We start from the raw sequence: 19294 nt of genomic DNA on the forward strand, positions 1-19294 counted from the left end.
CCTCGCTCCCCCGCCCCCCCTCCCTGTCCTATCCGTCTGGGGGGCGCTGCCCCCGAACCCCCGCTCCTCAAACGCCGGAGGGGCTGACTACCAGCCCGTCCGGCGTTTGAGGACGAGGCCCCTTCAGGGCCGAAAGCGGGGGTCTGGGGGCGCAGCCCCCAGGGATGGGACGGGTAGGGGCGGCGGGGGCGAAAAACTGCTGCGGATCCCCCACACCACATTCCGCCGCAACGGCCCCTCCGGAACCGTCACGTCGTCGAAGTCCTTGGCGGGGTCGTGCGTCATGCCAAGCCGCCGCATCACCGCCTGCGAACGCAGGTTGGCGGCCGTCGTGATCGCCAGCACCTCCTCGAGACCGACCCCCTCCTCGTCGAAGGCGAACCCCACCACCGCCCGAGCGGCCTCCGTCGCGTATCCGTGCCCCCACGCGGAGCGGGCAAGCCGCCACCCCGCCTCCACCCCGTCGAACGCCATGTCGTCCTCGACCGGGTCAAGCCCGGCGAAGCCGATGAACTCACCGGTGCCCGCGACCTCCACCGCCCACCACCCCCAGCCCCGTTCGTCGAGGTCGGCCTGGAAGCCGGCGGCGGAGGCCTCGCTCTGTTCACGGGTCAGGAGGTCTCCGAGGTGCTCGCGGACCTCCGGGTCGGCGTTCATGGCCGCCCAGGGGGCGAGGTCCGACTCGCGCCACGCGCGCAGGAGCAGACGTTCGGTTCGCAGTTCTGGCATCCCGCCATCCTGGCGTCACCGTGAACCGGCGTCGATCGGATATCGCCGTATCCGCATCCGCATCCGCAACCAGGGGCGGCTCAGGGCCGCGCCGTCAGATACCCGCCCATCGTCCGGAAGTACTCCGTCGCCGGAAGCTCCGTCCCGTCCTCCGTCCGGATCCTCTTCACCACCAGACCCCGCAGCCGCCCGTTCCGGGCCTCCGCGCCCGCGACCACCACGATTCCGTCGCCCTCGCGGATGAAGATCCGGCCCGGTGTGCCGCCGTAGCAGCCCTCGGAGACCGCGGCCTCGACAATGCGTATCCGCTGGCCCTTGTGATGGGTGAAGGCGTTGGGGTACGGGTCCGACTGGGCGCGGACGAGACGTTCGAGGTCCTCGGCGGGCCAGGTCCAGTCGATGCGGCTGTCCTCCAGGGAACGCTTGTGGAAGAAGCTCGCCCTGCTGCGGTCCTGCGGAATCCACTCCGCACGCCCGGAGGCGATGAGCGCGAGGGACTCGTGGATCACCGGTGTGATCAAGTCCACAGTGCGGTGGAAGAGGTCGGTCACCGTGTCCCGCGCCCCCACCGGGACCGCCCGCTGCAACAGAACGTCACCGGCGTCGAGCTCCGCGTTCATCCGGTGGGCGGTGACGCCGACCTCCCGTTCGCCGTTGATCAGCGCCCAGATCAGCGGGGAGAAGCCCGCGTACGCCGGCAGCAGCGAGTCGTGGATGTTGAGCGTGCCGTGCGCCGGGAGGTCGAAGATCTCCGGGGGGAGCACGGTCCGCCAGTTGTTGGCGACGATCAGGTCAGGCTCCAACTCCCGTAGCGTAGCGAGGAGTTCGGGATCGTCGGGGCGGTTGCGCAGCAGCACGGGGATGCCGTGCTTCTCCGCGAGGTCGGCCACCGAGTCGTCCCAGATCTTCTCGTAGACATGGTCGCTCTTGGGGTGGGTGACCGCCATGACCACCTCGTGATCGGAGTCCAGCAGGGCCTGGAGCGTGCGGTGCCCCCAGGTCTGATAGCCGAACATGACGACCCGCATATTCGATCCTTCCGTAGGACACACCATTGCAAGGTAAGGCTAACCTTATTTAACATCAGTGGCGCCTAGGGGAAGGAAAGTTGCGGTGAACGCACTGCACGACGAGCCGGACGCCATCCATGACGTGCTCGGAATCGGCTTCGGCCCGTCAAATCTGGCGTTGGCCATAGCCATCGCGGAACACAACGCACAAGCCGCGCCCGAGGAGCGGATACACGCCGAGTTCCTGGAACGCCAGCCGAGGTTCGGCTGGCACCGCGGCATGCTCATCGACGACGCGACCATGCAGGTGTCCTTTCTCAAGGACCTGGTCACCATGCGCAACCCGACCAGCGATTTCAGCTTCCTGTGCTTCCTGCGGGACCGCGGCCGGCTGGTGGACTTCCTCAACGCGAAGACCCTCTTCCCGCTGCGGATCGAGTTCCACGAGTACTTCGAGTGGGCGGCCGCGCGGATCGCGGACCAGGTCACGTACGACGCCGAAGTGCTGTCCGTGGACCCCGTGCTGACCGAGGAGGGCGAGGTCCGCTGGTTCGACGTGGTCAGCCGCGTACCGGGCGACCCGGAACGTACGGTGGTCCGCCGGGCCCGCAACATCTCGGTGGCCGTCGGTCTCGAACCGCATGTCCCGCCGGGCACCGCCCTGTCGGACCGCATCTGGCACAACAGCGAACTGGTCCCCCGCACGAGCGAGCTGACCGCCAAGGGCACCTCCGTGGACCGCATCCTCGTCCTCGGCGCGGGGCAGAGCGGCGCCGAGGCGGTGGACTATCTGCACCGCTCGTTCCCGGGCGCCGAGGTCTGCGCGGTCTTCGCCAAGTACGGCTACACACCCGCCGACGACAGCCCGTTCGCCAACCGGATCTTCGACCCGGAGGCCGTGGACGTCTACTTCCGGTCCCGGCCGGAGGTGAAGCAGTCGCTGCACGAGTACCACCGCAGCACCAACTACTCGGTCGTCGACATGGACCTGATCGAGACGCTGTACGCCACCATGTACCGCGAGAAGGTCCAGGGCACCGAGCGGCTGCGGATGCGCAACGTCTCCCGCATCCGGGACGTCGAGCAACTGGACGACCGGCTGGATGTCACCGTCGAGTATCTCCCCACCGGAGAACGGGAGGTGCTCTCCTGCGACGTCCTCGTGCACGCCACCGGTTACCGCCCCCGCGACCTCGACACCCTGCTGGGCAGAGCCGCGAAGCTCTGCCTGCGGGACGACAACGACGCCGTACGGGTGGGCCGCGATCACCGCGTCGAGGCGGCACCCGAGGTCACCGCCGGCATCTACCTCCAGGGCGCGACCGAGCACACGCACGGTCTCACCTCGACGCTGCTGTCGACGACGGCCGTGCGCTCGGGAGAGATCCTCGACTCCCTGATCGCCCGTCGCACGAGCGACGCGGTCGTGAGTCCGGTGGTGAGCGCTGGGCAGGTGTCTGCAACTTAGGGTACCCTCACCTAAGTTTTTTGCCTGTCCGGGTGCGCCCACACCTGCCCGGACAGGCCTTCCGGCCCCAACTGTCGTCCGATCCCGGAGGGTTACGGGTGAGTAGTCCTTCACAGCCGACGGGACGTGACGTCCTGCGGCAGGCGGTCCGAGGGCAGCGGCGTGACGTCGCCCTCGGCGCGCTCCTCGGCTCCGGCCATCAGCTGGGCGAGGTGATGGTGCCGGTCGTGATCGGTCTGGTCATCGACCGCGCCGTCACGGGCTCCGACACCGGCGCCCTGCTGACCTGGCTCGCCGTCCTCGCCCTCGTCTACGTCGGTCTCGCGCTCAGCTGGCGCTTCGGCGCCTGGTCCACCGACCGGGCCGCCGCCCAGGCCGAACACACCCTCCGCGTCACCCTCGTACGCCGGATCCTGGCCCCCGGAGGGGGCGCCGAGGAGGGCCGGCTGCCCGGCGCCCTCGCCAACATCGCCACCGAGGACGCCAAACGCGTCGGCGCCGTCAGCATGGCGGCCATGGCCGGGATCTCCGCCCTCGCGGGCATCCTGGTCGGCGCGATCGTCCTGCTGCGCATGTCCGTCACGCTCGGGCTCGTCGTGCTGTTCGGCACGCCGGTGCTGCTGTGGCTGGGCCATCTGCTGAGCAAGCCCCTGGAATCGCGCAGCGAGGCCGAGCAGGAGCGGGCCGCGCACGCCTCGGCCGTCGCCGCCGACCTGGTGGCCGGCCTGCGCATCCTCAAGGGCATCGGCGGCGAGTCCACCGCGCTGGCCCGCTACCGCACCACCAGCCGCGACTCCCTCCGGGCCACCCTGAAGGCGGCCCGCGCACAGGCCTTCCAGAGCGGGATGGTGCTCTCCCTCACCGGCTGTCTGATCGCCGCCGTCGCCCTGGTCGGCGGTCGGCTCGCGGCCCAGGGGGACATCAGCCTCGGGCAGTTGGTGTCGGCGGTCGGGCTCGCCCTGTTCCTGCTCGGCCCGCTGGAGACCCTCGCCTGGGTCAACGCCGAGCTCGCCCAGGGCCGGGCCTCCGCCACCCGCATCGCCGAGGTGCTGGCCGCTCCACCCGACGTCACCCCGGGCACGGCGACCCTGACCCGGCCGGTACGGGGCGCCGTCCGGCTCACCGGCGTCACCCTCGGCGGCCTCAAGGGCCTCGACCTCGACATCGCACCCGGTGAACTGCTCGGCGTGGTCGCGACCGACCCCGTCCACGCCACCGACCTGCTGCGCTGCCTGGCCCGGCGGTCCGACCCCGAGTCGGGCACCGTCGAGCTGGACGGCACACCCCTGCGGGACCTGGACCCCGTCGAACTCCGCACCGCTTTGCTGGTCGCCGAGCACGACGCCGACCTCTTCGAGGGCACCGTCCGCACCAACGTCACCGCGTCCGCCCCGCCCGACGCCGACCCGGGACCGGCGATGACCGCGGCGGGTGTGGCCCAGGTCGCGCAGACCCTCCCGGACGGCGAGGACACCGCGGTCAGTGAGCGGGGCCGCTCGCTCTCCGGCGGGCAGCGTCAACGCGTCGCGCTGGCAAGGGCGTTGGCGTCGGAACGGCCCGTCCTGGTGGTCCACGATCCGACGACCGCCGTCGACACGGTGACCGAGGCGGGCATCGCCACCGGCGTCCGGGAGATCCGCAAGGGCCGTACGACCGTACTGGTGACCAACAGTCCCGCGCTGCTGTCGGTCACCGACCGGGTCGTGCTGCTCGAGGACGGCCGGGTCACCGACACCGCCTCGCACACCGACCTGATCGACCGTCACGAGACCTACCGAGCGGCGGTTCTGGCATGAGCGGCAACGAACTCTCCGGCCACACGCGGGAGTTGCTGCCCACAGCGACACCCAGGCGGACCCGTGAGGCGGTCCGTGAGGTACTGCGTCCGTACCGCCCGCTCGCCTTCGGCGCGTTCGCCGTGATGGTCGCGGCGACCGCCGTCGGACTGCTCGTCCAGCCGCTGCTGGGCCGCATCGTGGACCTGGTCGCCGACCACCGCCCGCCGGGCGACCTCACCCTCCCGGCCGTCCTGCTGATCGTGGTGGCCGTCGTGCAGGGTGTGGCCACCGCGCTCGGGCTCGGCCTGGTGTCGCGGCTCGGGGAGACCGTGCTGGCGCAGTTGCGCGAACGGTTCGTCGAGCGGGCGCTGCGGCTGCCCCAGGAGCAGGTGGAGAAGGCCGGCTCCGGCGACCTCAACGCCCGTGTCACCAGGGACGTTTCGGTGGTCGGCGAGGCGGTGCGCAGCGCGCTGCCCGAACTGGCCCGCTCGCTGCTCTCCATCGTGCTGACCTTCGCCGCCCTGGCCGTGCTGGACTGGCGCTTCCTGCTGGCCGCACTGCTCGCGGTGCCCATCCAGGCGGGGACCGCGCGCTGGTACGTGCGCAACGCGGTGCCGCTGTACGCCGAGCAGCGCATCGCGACGGGGGCCCAGCAGCAGCAGTTGCTGGACACCATCGCGGGGGCCGGCACCGTACGGGCGTTCCGGCTGGAGGAGGAGCACACCGAGTCGGTCACCCGGCGCTCGGCGGACGCGGTCGCGTTGACGATGCGCGGCGTACGGCTGGTGCTGAACTTCTACAACCGGCTGCACCTCGCCGAGTACACCGGTCTCGCGGCGGTCCTGGTCACCGGGTTCCTGCTGGTGCGCGCCGACTCCGTGTCCATCGGTACGGCCACGGCCGCCGCGCTCTACTTCCACAGCCTCTTCGGGCCGGTCAACCAGGCTCTGGCGCTGCTCGACGACGCCCAGTCCGCGACGGCCGCGCTGGCCCGGCTGGTCGGCGTCACGGACATACCGGAGCCCGAGGCCGCCGCCCCGACGCTCCCGGCGCAGCGGAGTGAACCCGGCACGGTCACGGTGACCGGGGTCCACCACGAGTACGTACCGGGGCGTCCCGTCCTTCGGGACGTTCATCTCACGCTGGCCGCCGGGGAGCGGGTCGCGCTGGTCGGGCCGAGCGGCGCCGGCAAGACGACGCTCGCCAAGCTCGTCGCGGGGGTGCACGAGCCGAGCGCGGGCACGGTGGTGCTGACCGGCGCCTCAACGTCCGCCGACAGCCCGCAGGTTGCGCTGGTCACCCAGGAGACGCATGTCTTCGCGGGTCCGCTCGCCGACGATCTGCGTCTCGCGCGCGCCGACGCCACGGACGACGACCTGCGCGCCGCCCTCACCGAAGTGGACGCGCTGGACTGGGTGTCGGCGCTTCCCGAGGGCCTGGCCACCGTCGTCGGCGAGGGCGGGCACCGTCTCACCGCCGCCCAGGTGCAGCAACTCGCCCTGGCCCGGCTGGTACTGGCGGATCCGCCGGTCGCCGTGCTGGACGAGGCGACGGCCGAGGCCGGCAGTACCGGTGCGCGGCTGCTGGAGAAGGCGGCCGACCGGGCGATCGAGAACCGCACCGCGCTCGTGGTCGCCCACCGACTCACCCAGGCCGCCGACGCGGACCGGATCGTCGTCATGGACGGCGGCCGGATCGTGGAGAGCGGCACCCATGACGAGCTGTGCGCGGCGGCCGGCACCTACGCCTCCCTCTGGCAGGCCTGGTCCGGCACCCGTACGACAGCCGAGAAGCCCCCCACGCGTCCCAGCACCGAAACAACCACCACCGTGAAGGACCACTGATGTTCGGCTCTCCCAGAGGCACTCGGCTCGCCGCGGCGCTCACCTCCGTACTGCTCCTGTTCGGCACCGCCGCCGCCTGCGGCTCCGACGACGACTCCGGCACGGCGGGCCCCGCCGCCGACACGTCCGCCAACTCCGCCTTCCCGGTGACCCTTTCGCACAAGTACGGCAGCACGACGATCAAGTCCGAGCCGAAACGGATCGTCACGGTCGGTCTGACCGACCAGGACGCCGTGCTCGCGCTGGGCAAGGTGCCGGTCGGCACGACCGAGTGGCTGGGCGGCTACAAGGGGGCCATCGGCCCGTGGGCGACGGACAAGCTGGGCGGCGCGGCGGTGCCGACCGTCCTGAAGGACACGGGGACGGGCCCGCAGACCGAGAAGATCGCCGCGCTGCGCCCGGACCTGATCCTCGCGGTCTACGGCGGTCTGACGAAGGCGCAGTACGACACGCTGTCGAAGTTCGCCCCGGTGGTGGCCCAGCCCAAGGAGTACAACGACTTCGGCGTGCCGTGGCAGAACCAGACCGAGATCATCGGCAAGGCGCTCGGCCAGGAGGCCAAGGCGAAGGAGCTGGTCACCGGGGTCGAGTCCGACTTCAAGAAGGCGGCGGCCGAGCATCCCGAGTTCGCCGGTGCCACCGCCCTGATGGCGACCCCGTACGAGGGCATCTTCGTCTACGGCAGTCAGGACTCGCGCTCGCGCGTCCTCACGAACCTCGGTTTCAAGCTGCCCGCCGACCTGGACAAGGTCATCGGTGACGAGTTCGGGGCCAACATCAGCAAGGAGCGCACCGACCTCCTGAACACGGACGCGATCGTGTGGATCGTCTCCGACACCGCCGCGGACAAGGCGAAGCTGCGCAAGGACCCCCTGTACGCGGATCTGAAGGTGGCGAAGGAGGACCGTGAGGTCTTCGTGAAGGAGACCAGCGACTACGGCAACTCGGTGTCGTTCGTGTCGGTGCTGAGCCTGCCGTACATGCTGGAGCGGCTCGTCCCGCAGCTGTCGGCGGCCGTCGACGGCAAGACGGCCACGAAGGTGGTCGAGCCGACGAGCTGACGGACCGTCAACCAGGTGTGGCCCGGCCGGAGTTCCGGCCGGGCCACACCCATGGTTCCTGTCTGGGAGCTACCGGCTCAGGTGGTGGGCCTGATCTGCCACTGCTGGCAGTTGTTGTTCAGCCAGGTCCACTGGCGTACGTCGGCGCCGTTCGCGGTGGAGCAGTCGGCGACGTCGGCGACCTTGCCGGTTGCCTCGTTCACGATGCGGACGTAGTCGCCGGTGGCCGTGTAGACCAGCCTGAACTTCTGGCAGTTGTTGTTCAGCCACGACCACTGGCGCAGATCGGTGCCGTCGGCCGTGGCGCAGTTCGCGGTGTCCAGCACCTTGCCGGTGGCGACGTTGACCAGCCGGCTGGTGTCGTTGGCCTGGTCCTCGATGCGCCACTTCTGGTTGGCGCCGCCGTTGCAGGTCCACTGGAAGATGTTGGTGCCGTCGGCGGTGTTCCCGCCCTCCACGTCGAGGCACTTGCCGCTGTTGCGGTTCACCAGCGTGTACGCGGTCGGGGTCACGGCGGTCTCGCCGGACGGGCCGGGCAGCGTGGTGCCGAGCGCGACCGGCGTGCCGAAGTTCGGCGTGCCGTCCGCGTTCCAGGTGAACTTCTGGGCCCGGGTGGTACGGCCGTTGCCGCAGCCGCCCGAGGCCGAGTCGTTGGCGTGGTAGACGATCCAGTTTTCGGTGCCGTCGGGCGAGGTGAAGAACCCGTTGTGGCCCGGCCCGTAGATCCCGGCGGCGTCGTTGCGCTGGAAGACGGGCGTCTGCTTCTTCGTCCAGGAGGACGCCAACAGGGGGTCGGTGCCGGTGAGTTCGAGCTGGCCGAGCTTGTAGTCGGCGGTCTGGCAGTAGCTCGCGGAGAAGGTGAGGAAGGTCCGGCCGTTGTGGTAGAGCGGCTCGGGTCCCTCGTTGACGGGCGCCCCGGACGTCTCCCAGGCCAGCGTCGGCTGCGAGATGAGGCTGAAGGTGGAGCCCTGGATCGTGTAGGGGTTGCTCATCGGCGCGATGACCAGGCTCTGCTTGCTGCCGCCGATGGCGCCGCTGCCGATCAGATAGAGCTTGTTGTTGTACGTCAGCACGGTGGCGTCGATGAGCCAGCCGCCCGGGTCGAGGTTGGAGCCGGTGAGCTGGTTCTTGAAGGTGTACGGCCCCATCGGATCGGTGCCGGCGCTCTCCACGACATACGTCCGCTGCTGGTCGCAGCAGGCGGCTCCGCTCGGCGCGCCCGAGTAGTACAGGTACCAGTGGCCGTCGAAGAAGTGCAGCTCGGGCGCCCAGAAGTTGTTGTTGCGGGTGGAGGTGGTGTCACTCCAGACCTGCACGCTGGGAGCCGTCGCGAGCCCGGCCAGGGTCGGCGACTTGCGCATGGTCAGGACGCCGGTGAAGGACGTGGTGACCAGATAGTAGTTGCCGTTGTAGTACTCGAGCCAGGGGTCGGCGCCCTTCTGGGACTTGACCGGGTTCGTGTACGGCCGCCCATCGGCCGCACCGGCGGGCTGAATGCCGACGACAGGGACGAGCAGCGCCAGCAGAGCCGCCAGGAGGGTCAGCCAGTGACGGATACGGATCACAGGTGGGGGCCTCTTCTCACAATCGTGATTCGAAATATCGGACAGCGTGCGTAACTTCGGCCAGAACATAGGTACGCAGGGTGCACGAGTCAACGGTTGTGACAGGTTCCGTTCCGTTTAGGCATGTCTCGCGTAAAAAACAAGTTGTCCGACTGGCCGAACGTTGTTCGAAAACTCTTGACGCCTCTGGTCGCACCGATTGACACTCACGCAACGCGCGGACACACAGCCGAAATCTGATGTCTCCCGCCCCTCCCCCGTGTCCGATCAGAGGAAGCCGAAACGATGCAACTCGCGCGATCACGCGGCCGTAGCAGACCCTGGTCCGAAAAGCTCGCCGGCCTGACCGCCGCATCGCTTCTCCTGGGCCTCGCCGGGCCGTTGGCCATGTCGGTACCCGCTCACGCGGACGCGGCCGACATCACCGACGGGCTGGCCCTCTGGTACAAGCTCGACGCGGCCTCCGGCACGACCGTCACCGACGCGTCGGGCAACGGCCGTACGGGCACGGTGAACGGGACCGCCGGATGGTCCAACTCCGGTGACGGGCTTGCCTTCAACGGCTCCGACACCTACATCAAGGTGCCGGACGACATCATGAGCGGCATGAACTCGATCACCGTCTCGATGGACGTGAAGATCGACTCCGCCCAGTCCAGCCCGTACTTCATCTACGGCTTCGGCAACACCAGCGGATCGGCCGGCAACGGCTACCTGTTCACCACGGGCAACTCGTACCGGACGTCCATCGCCAGCGGCAACTGGTCGACCGAGCAGACGACACGGAGCGCCGGCACCAACCTGCAGCGCGCCGTCTGGAAGCAGATCACCTACACCCAGACCGGCAACACGGGCGTGCTCTACGAGGACGGCGTCGAGGTCGGCCGCAACACGGGGATCACCCTCACCCCCGGCTCCGTCGGCGCGGGCAAGACCACCGCCAACTACATAGGCAAGTCGGTCTATCCGGGCGACAACCTGTTCAAGGGCAACATCCGCGACTTCCGGGTCTACGACCGGGCGTTGGCGAGCACGGAGGTCGAGCAGCTCTCCGTCCCCATCGCCGCGCAGGGCGTGGCCGCCGACAAGTCGGCTCTCACCCTGGGCGACACCAGCGCGGTGATCGCCGACCTCACGCTCCCGAGCGCCGGCCCGGCCGGTGGCTCCGCCATCACCTGGGCGAGCGACAACGCCTCCGTGGTCTCGGACTCCGGCGTGGTCACCCGCCCGCCCGCCGGTCAGCCGGACGGCCACGCCACGCTCACGGCGACCCTGAAGAAAGGCCCGGTGAGTGACACGAAGACCTTCGACATCACGGTCCCGGCCACCTTCGACGACGCCACGGCCACTCAGCAGGCCGCGGACGCGCTGACTCTCCCGAACATCGACGACGTACGCGGGAACATCACGCTTCCGACAACAGGCGCCTACGGCACGGCAATTGCCTGGTCCTCGGCGAACCCGGACGTCATCGCGACCGACGGTGTGGTCCACCGCCCCGCGCACGGCGCCGGCGGCACGACGACCGAGCTGACCGCGACGATCACCAAGGGCACCGCCACCGCGACCCGGGTCCTGACGGCCAAGATCCCCGAACTCCCCGCCAAGGAAGCCCTCAAGGGCTATATGTTCAGCTACTTCACCGGCGAGGGCACCGCGGACGGCGAGCAGCTCTACGCGGCGCTCAGCAAGGGCAACGACCCGCTGAAGTGGCGGGAGTTGAACGACGGCAAGCCCGTCCTGACCTCCACGCTCGGTGAGAAGGGCCTGCGCGACCCGTTCATCATCCGCTCCCCCGAAGGCGACAAGTTCTACCAGATCGCCACCGACCTGCGGATCTACGGCAACGGCGACTGGGACGCCTCCCAGCGCACCGGCAGCAAGTCCATCATGGTGTGGGAGTCCACCGACCTGGTCCACTGGACCGACCAGCGCCTGGTGAAGGTCTCCCCCGACTCGGCCGGCAACACCTGGGCGCCCGAGGCGTTCTACGACACGGAACTCGGCTCCTACGTCGTCTTCTGGGCGTCGAAGCTGTACGACAACCCCGAGCACTCCGGCGACACGTACAACCGCATGATGTACGCGACGACCCGTGACTTCCGCACCTTCAGCGCGCCCAAGGTGTGGATCGACCGCGGCTACTCGGTCATCGACTCCACAATGATCAAGGACAAGGACACCTACTACCGTCTCTCCAAGGACGAGCGGAACAACTCCTCCTCGACGCCCAACAGCAAGTTCATCTTCGAGGAGAAGAGCGACTCGATCCTCAACCCGTCCTACACCGCCGTTGCCGAGGGCATCGGCAAGGGCGCGATGAGCGCGGCCGAGGGGCCGCTGGTCTTCAAGTCGAACACCGAGGAGAAGTGGTACGCGTTCCTCGACGAGTTCGGCGGCCGCGGCTACATCCCCTTCGAGACGACGGACCTCGCGTCGGGCGTGTGGACCCCCTCCACCAACTACGACCTTCCGTCAAAGCCGCGCCACGGCACGGTACTTCCGGTCACGCAGGCCGAGTACGACCGTCTGCTGAGCACCTACCAGCCGGACCAGATCATCACCAGCGCCGAGAACGTCAAGGTCGAGACGCGCATCGGTGAGGCCCCCGTCCTCCCCGCCACCGTCATCGCCCAGTCCGCGGACGGCGTGAAGCGGCCCGTCGCGGTCACCTGGGCGAACGTGGACGCGTCGCAGTACGCGCAGGCCGGCACCTTCACGGTGACGGGCGACCTCGCGGGCGACTCGGCCATCGCGGTCAGCGCCGAGGTCACGGTCTCCGCCGAGGGCCCCGACGTCCCGGCCGACCTGCTCCTGCACTACGACTTCGACGAGACCGGCGGCAACATCGCCCGTGACTCCAGCGGCCACGGCTTCCACGGCACCTACGTCCGTACGCCCGAGTTCGGGACCGGCGTGGACGGCGGCTCGTTCAAGATGTCCGGCGGCAACAGCAGTTCGAGCTCGCCGTATGTGAAGATCCCCAACGGGGTTCTGAAGGGCGCGAGCGGCGTCACCGTCTCCACGTACGTCAAGTGGAAGGGCGGCGACAACTTCCAGTGGCTCTTCGGCCTCGGCCCGGACAACAACAAGTACCTGTTCGCCACGCCGTCCAACGGCGCCGGCAAGCTGTTCTCCGCGATCACCAAGGCCACCTGGTCCGGTGAGAAGCAGATGATCGGCGGCTCCCCGCTCACCGCCGGCGAGTGGCAGCACGTCACCGTCACCCTGGACGGCGCGACCCAGACGGCGATCCTCTATGTGAACGGCGCCGAGACGGCCCGCGTGAACGGTGTCACCATCAAGCCGTCCGATCTGTACGACGCGTCGAAGGACTACTCCGGCTACATCGGCAAGTCCCTGTACTCACCGGACCCGTACTTCGGCGGCGAGGTCGACGACTTCCGGATCTACAACCGGGCCCTGACGCCCTCCGAGGTCCTGGAGCTCGGCGGCAACACCACCGGGATCGCCGCGGTGACCCACCCGGCGCTCAAGGTCGACGCGATCATCACCGACAAGGAGAGCAAGGTCGTCCTGCCCCTCAACCCGGGCAGCAACATCAAGGCCCTGGCGCCGCAGTTCATCCTGGCCCACGGCGCGACCATCAGCCCCGCCTCCGGCACGCTGCGCGACTTCACCAAGCCGCTCACGTACGAGGTCACCGGCTCGGACGGCAAGAAGCGCACCTGGACCGTCTCGGCGGTGGAGATGAAGAGCCCGGTGCTGCCGGGCCTGAACGCGGACCCGAACATCGTCAGGTTCGGTGACACCTTCTACATCTATCCGACCACCGACGGCTTCGACGGCTGGAGCGGTACGCAGTTCAAGGCGTACTCCTCCACGGACCTGGTCCACTGGAAGGACCACGGCGTCATCCTGGACCTCGGTCCCGACATCAGCTGGGCCGACAGCCGCGCCTGGGCGCCGGCCATGGAGGAGCGCAACGGCAAGTACTACTTCTACTTCTGCGCCGACGCGAACATCGGTGTGGCGGTGTCGGACTCGCCGACGGGCCCCTTCAAGGACGCCCTGGGCAAGCCGCTGCTGAAGGCCGGTGACTACCCGGGCCAGATGATCGACCCGGCGGTCTTCACCGACGACGACGGCCAGTCGTACCTCTACTGGGGCAACGGCCACGCCTATGTGGTCCCGCTCAACAACGACATGGTCTCCTTCGACGCGTCGAAGGTCTCCGACATCACGCCGAGCGGCTACAACGAGGGCTCGTTCGTCATCAAGCGGGGTGGCGTCTACTACCTCATGTGGTCCGAGAACGACACCCGTGACGAGAACTACCAGGTGGCCTACGCCACCGGTTCCTCGCCCAAGGGTCCCTGGACCAAGCGCGGTGTGATCCTGCAGAAGGACCTGACCCTGGGTATCAAGGGCCCCGGCCACCACTCGGTGGTACACGTCCCGAACACCGACGACTGGTACATCGTCTACCACCGCTTCGCCATCCCCGGCGGTGACGGCATGCACCGCGAGACAACCATCGACAAGCTGGAGTTCGACGCCGACGGTCTGATCAAGAAGGTCGTCCCGACCCTGTCGAGCATCGACCCGGTGACGATCGTCCACGCCGGCGCCGACGCGACGGGCCCGGAGGGCAGCGCGATCGCGCTCACGGGCAGCATCTCCGGGGCGGGCACGCCGAGTTGGAGCGTGGCTCCGGGTACCCCCTGCACGTTCGCCGGCAGGACCACGATCCCGACGTCCATCACCTGCACGGACAACGGCTCGTACGAGGTCACGCTGACCGGTGGCCGCAGCAAGGACACCCTGACGGTGACCGTCTCCAACGCGCCGCCGTCGATCACCTCGGTCCAGGGTCCGAAGACCCCGGTCCCGGCGGGCAAGCGCACCCCGGTCCGCCTGTTGGTGAAGTTCGCCGACCCGGGCCGGTCCGACACCCACACCTGCAGGATCGACTGGAAGGACGGCACCGCGCCGACGGCCGGCAAGGTCACGAACGGCATCTGCGAGGCGACCCACGCCTACCTGAAGGCGGGCATCGTCCGCCCGGTGATCACGGTGAAGGACGACGACGGGGCCTCGGCCACCACCCAGCTGCCCGAGCTGATCGTCTACAACCCCGACGCGGGCTCCGCGACGGGCAAGGGCGCCATCACGTCCCGGGCCGGCTCCTACGCGGTCGACCCGAGGCTGAGCGGCAAGGCGTCGTTCTCCTTCGGCCTCTCCTACCCGAAGAACGCCACGGTGCCGAAGGGCAGGACGGCCTTCGACTTCACGGCCACCGGGAAGCCGAAGCCGAGCGTGCAGCTGCGCGCCACGACCTCCGAGTGGCTGGTGATCACCGGCTCCACGGCGGTGTTCCAGGGCTCCGGAACGGTCAACGGCAAGACCGGCTACGTCTTCCGGGTCACGGTCACGGACAATCCCGACTCGTTCCGCATCCGGATCTGGAAGAAGTCCACGGGCGTCGTCCTGTACGACAACCGCACCGGGGCTGCGACCAAGGGCATCGTGATCGGCCGCTAGTCCGGATGGACCGGTAGCGCGAACACAGGGGCGCGCACACGGAGTTGGGCCTGACGGCCCGCTCGGTGTGCGCGCCCTCGGCGTTCCCGACGCCACCCCCTCCCCAAATACGCATCTCAGATGCAACATTGATAGGCTGCGGCCGTGAGGCTGACCAGATACACGGATCTCGCCCTGCGGGCAGTGATGCGCCTGGCCGTCGTGGACGGCGAGGAGTTGCTTACCACGCGGCAGATCGCCGACTCCATGAACGTCCCCTACACGCACATGGCGAAGGCCATCGCCCAGTTGCAGCACCTGGGGGTGATCGAGGCGCGGCGCGGCCGCAACGGCGGGCTGACCCTCACCGACGCGGGCCGGCGTACGCGCGTGGGCGATCTGGTCAGAACGCTGGAGGGCGACCGGGAGGCGGTCGCGTGCGAGGGCGACACTCCCTGCCCCCTCTCGGGCGCCTGCCGGCTGAGGCGGGCACTGCGGCAAGCACAGGAGGCGTTCTACTCCGCACTGAACGAGGTGACCGTGGCGGATCTGGTGACCTCGCCGACAGGACCGCTACTGCTGACCCTGCACGCTTCCCCGAGCTGACCGCCCGCGTCTCGACGAGACCACCGTCACCAGGCACAGACAGTGCCCAAAAATACGCATCTCAAATACCAATTACGGAGTGTGTCTGATGTTGTCTGCGCAGTCGGTACCCGTGGTCCGGGCGACGCTTCCCGTGGTGGGAGCCTCGCTGAACACGATCACGGAGTTGTTCTACCGGCGGCTGTTCGAAGAGCGCCCGGAGCTGCTGCGGAACCTGTTCAACCGGACCAACCAGGCCACCGGCGCCCAGCGCGAGGCACTGGCCGGCTCGGTGGCGGCGTTCGCCACCCTCCTGGTCGAACGCCCCGACGAGCGCCCGGACGCCGTACTGTCGCGCATCGCCCACAAGCACGTCTCGCTGGGCATCACCGCCGACCAGTACCCCCTGGTGGGACGTCACCTCCTCGGGGCGGTGGCCGAGGTCCTCGGCGAGGCCGTCACCCCCGAGATCGGCGCCGCCTGGGAGGAGGTCTACTGGCTGATGGCCAACGCCCTGATCGCCATCGAGGCGCGGCTGTACGCCGAGGCCGGCGTGGAGAACGGGGACGTGTGGCGGCGCATGGAGATAGCCGAGCGCCACCAGGAGTCCGCCGACGCCGTCTCCCTGATCCTGCGCCGTCCCGACGGCCGTCCCACCGCTCCCTTCCGGCCCGGCCAGTACGTCAGTGTCCGCGTGGAACTGCCCGACGGCGCCCACCAGATCCGCCAGTACAGCCTGTCCACCGCGCCCGACCACCGGACCTGGCGCATCACCGTCAAGCGCGAGGACGCCGCCGAGGCCACCGTCCCGGCCGGCGAGGTGTCCTCCTGGCTGCACGCCCACACCGAGGTGGGTGACGTCCTGGACGTCTCACTGCCCTCCGGTGACCTTGTGCTCCCCGCCGCCGAGACCCCCCTTCTCCTCGCCTCCGCCGGCATCGGCATCACCCCCATGCTGTCGATGCTCGACCACCTCGCCCTCACCTCCTCCCCGCGTCCTGTCACCGTCGTCCACGCCGACCGCACCCCCGGCGACCACATCCACCGTGCCGAGCAGGCCGACCTCGTCACCCGTCTGGCCGACGCGGAACTTCACCTCTGGTACGAGAACGACGCCCACCGCTCCGCCGCGAGCAACGTCCTCGCCGGCCGTGCCACGCTCGACCACCTCACCCCCGCCCCGGACACCATCGCCTACCTCTGCGGACCGCTCCCCTTCATGCGCGCGGTGCGCGGCGAACTGCTGACCAAGGGGCTGCACCCCTCCGCCATCCACTACGAGGTCTTCGGCCCCGACCTGTGGCGTTGAGGGGGCGCGGAGAATTTTCCCGTCTTCCGGCGAACAGCTGTCACAGACGGAGCCGCTGTCCGGTCCTTCTCAGTACAGAGACCGAACGCGGGAGGAATCCGTAATGAAGATCGTAGTGATCGGTGGCACCGGACTCATCGGCTCGAAGCTGGTCGCCAGGCTCAACGAACACGGCCACGAGGCGGTCGCCGCCTCGCCGAACACGGGCGTCAACACGCTGACGGGCGAGGGCCTGGCCGAGGTTCTCGAAGGCGCGTCGGTGGTGGTCGACGTGTCCAACTCGCCCTCCTTCGAGGACCAGCCCGTCATGGACTTCTTCCGCACGTCCACGACCAACCTCCTCGAGGCGGAGACGGAAGCAGGCGTCACCCATCACGTGGCGCTGTCCGTGGTCGGCACGCAACGCCTCCAGGAGAGCGGCTACTTCCGCGCCAAGCAGGTCCAGGAGGAGCTGATCAAGAAGTCCGGCATCCCGTACTCCATCGTCCACGCCACCCAGTTCTTCGAGTTCGTCAACGCCATCGCGGACATGTCCACCGAGGGCGACACCGTTCGTCTGGCCCCGGTCAGGTTCCAGCCCATCCACTCCGACGACGTGGCCGCGGCCGTCGGCCGCACCGCGGTCGGCACCCCGGTCAACGGCGTGGTGGAGATCGCCGGCCCCGACCTGTTCCAGCTCGACGAGCTCCTGCGCAAGGTACTCGCCGAGAAGAACGACCCCCGCACGGTCGTCACGGACGAGCACGCCCCGTACTCCGGAGCCGAACTGCGCGACACCACCCTCGTCCCGGGCCCGGACGCGCACCTCGGCGAGACCCACTTCGCCGACTGGCTCGCGGCTGCGTAAGCCCTGATCCGTCATCTGCAACCGCACGACGATGCCCCGCCGCGGCAAGCCGGCGGGGCATCGTCGTGTCAGGTCCGCGTCTACCGGGCCGGTTCAGTTGTTCCGATCGTTCAGTACGTTCTCGCGGCTGGTCAGTACATGGTCGATCAGGCCGTATTCGGCCGCCTGTTGGGCCGTGAGGATCTTGTCCCGCTCGATGTCCTGCTCTATCCGCTCCACCGGCAGGCCGGTGTGACGGGCCAGGACGGTCTCCACCAGCGTGCGCACACGCTGCATCTCGCGGGCCTGGATCTCCAGATCGGAGACCTGTCCGCGCGCTCCCCCGCTGTGGGGCTGGTGCAGCAGCACGCGTGCCCCCGGCAGCGCTGCGCGCTTTCCAGGAGTGCCGGCGGCCAGGAGGACAGCGGCGGCCGAGGCCGCCTGACCGATGCAGACGGTCTGGATGTCGGGCTTCACGAACTGCATCGTGTCGTAGATCGCTGTCATGGCGGTGTGGGAGCCGCCCGGCGAGTTGATGTAGAAGGCGATGTCCCGATCCGGGTCCATGGATTCGAGACAGAGGAGCTGCGCCATGACGTCATTGGCGGATGTGTCGTCGATCTCCGCTCCGAGGAACACGATGCGCTCCTCGAAGAGCTTGGAGTACGGGTCGTACTCACGCGTTCCCTGTGCCGTGCGTTCGACGAAGCGGGGCACAATGTACCGGGCCTGCGGTGGCGTACCGCCTAATGCAGAGGCCGGCCGGTCGTGCGGGGCCATGGTCTCGGCTCCTCCTGGGGTCGGGTGTGACTGCGGTGGCCGGACGCGGCCGGCCCGGCTCGGCCCCTGGTGGGTGAGGGGGTCCTCGCCGGGCCGTCGTCCGTTGTCCGTCATGCGTGTCCGTTCAGGACACGAGCGTGCCACCGGCCCCCGTGACACCAGAGGCGGACTTCATCACCGCGTCGATGAGCCCGTACTCCGCGGCTTCCTGGGCCGTGAACCACTTGTCGCGGTCCGAGTCCCTGGTGATCGTGTCGACGTCCTGGCCGGAATGCTGGGCGATCAGCGCCGCCATCTCCTGCTTGGTGCGCAGCAGTTGTTCGGCGTAGATCTTGATGTCGGTGGCCGAGCCGCCGAGTCCGGCCGACGGCTGGTGCATGAGGATCTTGGTGTTGGGCAGGGCGTACCGCTTGCCCTTCGCGCCGGCGGTCAGCAGGAACTGACCCATCGATGCGCAGAAGCCCATGGCGATCGTCACCACGTCGTTCTTGATGTAGTGCATGGTGTCGTACACGGCCATGCCCGCGGTGACCGACCCACCAGGAGAGTTGATGTAGAGGTAGATGTCCTCGCTGGATTCCGCGGCGAGCATCAGCAACTGAGCCGTGAGCTTGTTCGCGATGTCGTCGTCGACTTCCTTGCCCAGGAAGACGATGCGGTCGCTCAGGAGTCGGCTGAATACCTGGTCGCCCATTCCCATGCCGCTGATGCCGCCTTCACCCCGCGGCAACTGCGAGGCAGACGAGTATTCGCGCGCTAAGGTCACTGAACCCCCAGAGATAATGGAGGCGGCGTTTGTGGCAGCCGCCCGGAGTATTTCCCTTTTCTTTATGTCCGCTGTCACAAAAGGCCAAA

The 19294-nt window shown here is 68.7% G+C and carries 13 protein-coding genes; 8 read left to right on the forward strand and 5 right to left on the reverse strand.

Features of this window, described 5'->3' with window-relative positions; translation table 11 throughout:
• Positions 1-123 precede the first annotated feature (123 nt).
• Positions 124-729 (reverse strand): GNAT family N-acetyltransferase, encoded by a 606-nt coding sequence (locus tag ABZ855_RS06480; protein WP_360801899.1) that lies wholly within the window; start codon positions 727-729, stop codon positions 124-126.
• An 80-nt stretch (positions 730-809) separates the two neighbouring features.
• The gene (locus ABZ855_RS06485; RefSeq protein WP_360801902.1) at positions 810-1757 is read right to left on the reverse strand and encodes a methionyl-tRNA formyltransferase; all 948 of its coding nucleotides are present in this window, start codon (positions 1755-1757) and stop codon (positions 810-812) included.
• A gap of 85 nt (positions 1758-1842) precedes the next feature.
• On the opposite strand from ABZ855_RS06485, the gene ABZ855_RS06490 reads away from it, so the two are divergent.
• From ABZ855_RS06490 to ABZ855_RS06505, 4 genes are all read left to right on the forward strand, one after another.
• Positions 1843-3207 (forward strand): SidA/IucD/PvdA family monooxygenase, encoded by a 1365-nt coding sequence (locus ABZ855_RS06490; protein ID WP_360801905.1) that lies wholly within the window; start codon positions 1843-1845, stop codon positions 3205-3207.
• Positions 3208-3305: 98 nt separating this feature from the next.
• Entirely contained in the window at positions 3306-5003 is a 1698-nt protein-coding gene (locus ABZ855_RS06495) for an ABC transporter ATP-binding protein (RefSeq protein WP_360801908.1), read from the forward strand.
• Positions 5000-6829 carry an ABC transporter ATP-binding protein gene (locus ABZ855_RS06500; RefSeq protein WP_360801911.1) on the forward strand — a complete coding sequence of 610 codons (1830 nt, stop codon included), beginning with the start codon at positions 5000-5002 and terminating at the stop codon, positions 6827-6829. Before ABZ855_RS06495 ends, ABZ855_RS06500 begins: the two co-directional genes overlap by 4 nt.
• Entirely contained in the window at positions 6829-7890 is a 1062-nt protein-coding gene (locus tag ABZ855_RS06505) for an iron-siderophore ABC transporter substrate-binding protein (RefSeq protein ID WP_360801914.1), read from the forward strand. Before ABZ855_RS06500 ends, ABZ855_RS06505 begins: the two co-directional genes overlap by 1 nt.
• 77 nt (positions 7891-7967) lie before the next feature.
• On the opposite strand, the gene ABZ855_RS06510 is transcribed toward ABZ855_RS06505, so the two are convergent.
• Positions 7968-9455 carry a family 43 glycosylhydrolase gene (locus ABZ855_RS06510; protein WP_360801917.1) on the reverse strand — a complete coding sequence of 496 codons (1488 nt, stop codon included), beginning with the start codon at positions 9453-9455 and terminating at the stop codon, positions 7968-7970.
• 285 nt (positions 9456-9740) lie between these two features.
• On the opposite strand from ABZ855_RS06510, the gene ABZ855_RS06515 reads away from it, so the two are divergent.
• From ABZ855_RS06515 to ABZ855_RS06530, 4 genes are all read left to right on the forward strand, one after another.
• Complete coding sequence (locus ABZ855_RS06515; RefSeq protein ID WP_360801920.1) at positions 9741-14960, forward strand: family 43 glycosylhydrolase; 5220 nt, start codon at positions 9741-9743, stop codon at positions 14958-14960.
• A gap of 144 nt (positions 14961-15104) precedes the next feature.
• Complete coding sequence (locus tag ABZ855_RS06520; RefSeq protein WP_360801923.1) at positions 15105-15545, forward strand: Rrf2 family transcriptional regulator; 441 nt, start codon at positions 15105-15107, stop codon at positions 15543-15545.
• A gap of 88 nt (positions 15546-15633) precedes the next feature.
• Positions 15634-16833 carry a globin domain-containing protein gene (locus tag ABZ855_RS06525; protein ID WP_360801926.1) on the forward strand — a complete coding sequence of 400 codons (1200 nt, stop codon included), beginning with the start codon at positions 15634-15636 and terminating at the stop codon, positions 16831-16833.
• 103 nt (positions 16834-16936) lie between these two features.
• Complete coding sequence (locus ABZ855_RS06530) at positions 16937-17680, forward strand: SDR family oxidoreductase (RefSeq protein ID WP_360801929.1); 744 nt, start codon at positions 16937-16939, stop codon at positions 17678-17680.
• Positions 17681-17773: 93 nt separating this feature from the next.
• On the opposite strand, the gene ABZ855_RS06535 is transcribed toward ABZ855_RS06530, so the two are convergent.
• Both ABZ855_RS06535 and ABZ855_RS06540 read right to left on the reverse strand, forming a co-directional pair.
• Positions 17774-18439: an ATP-dependent Clp protease proteolytic subunit gene (locus tag ABZ855_RS06535; protein WP_360801932.1), complete on the reverse strand. Its 666-nt coding sequence runs from the start codon at positions 18437-18439 to the stop codon at positions 17774-17776.
• 124 nt (positions 18440-18563) lie between these two features.
• A complete protein-coding gene (locus tag ABZ855_RS06540) occupies positions 18564-19139 on the reverse strand; it encodes an ATP-dependent Clp protease proteolytic subunit (protein ID WP_360801935.1) in 576 nt (191 codons plus the stop codon).
• Between the last annotated feature and the right edge of the window lie 155 nt (positions 19140-19294).

Source organism: Streptomyces sp. NPDC047042, from assembly GCF_040644035.1.
In the GTDB taxonomy this organism is placed as follows: Bacteria; Actinomycetota; Actinomycetes; order Streptomycetales; family Streptomycetaceae; genus Streptomyces.

Bases quoted from the DNA above. Each gene is read 5' to 3' on its own strand.
- ABZ855_RS06535 (WP_360801932.1), bottom strand. From the start codon at position 18,439: ATGGCCCCGCACGACCGGCCGGCCTCTGCATTAGGCGGTACGCCACCG.
- ABZ855_RS06480 (WP_360801899.1), bottom strand. From the start codon at position 729: ATGCCAGAACTGCGAACCGAACGTCTGCTCCTGCGCGCGTGGCGCGAG.
- ABZ855_RS06530 (WP_360801929.1), top strand. From the start codon at position 16,937: ATGAAGATCGTAGTGATCGGTGGCACCGGACTCATCGGCTCGAAGCTG.
- ABZ855_RS06525 (WP_360801926.1), top strand. From the start codon at position 15,634: ATGTTGTCTGCGCAGTCGGTACCCGTGGTCCGGGCGACGCTTCCCGTG.
- ABZ855_RS06485 (WP_360801902.1), bottom strand. From the start codon at position 1,757: ATGCGGGTCGTCATGTTCGGCTATCAGACCTGGGGGCACCGCACGCTC.
- ABZ855_RS06500 (WP_360801911.1), top strand. From the start codon at position 5,000: ATGAGCGGCAACGAACTCTCCGGCCACACGCGGGAGTTGCTGCCCACA.
- ABZ855_RS06515 (WP_360801920.1), top strand. From the start codon at position 9,741: ATGCAACTCGCGCGATCACGCGGCCGTAGCAGACCCTGGTCCGAAAAG.
- ABZ855_RS06505 (WP_360801914.1), top strand. From the start codon at position 6,829: ATGTTCGGCTCTCCCAGAGGCACTCGGCTCGCCGCGGCGCTCACCTCC.
- ABZ855_RS06540 (WP_360801935.1), bottom strand. From the start codon at position 19,139: ATGGGAATGGGCGACCAGGTATTCAGCCGACTCCTGAGCGACCGCATC.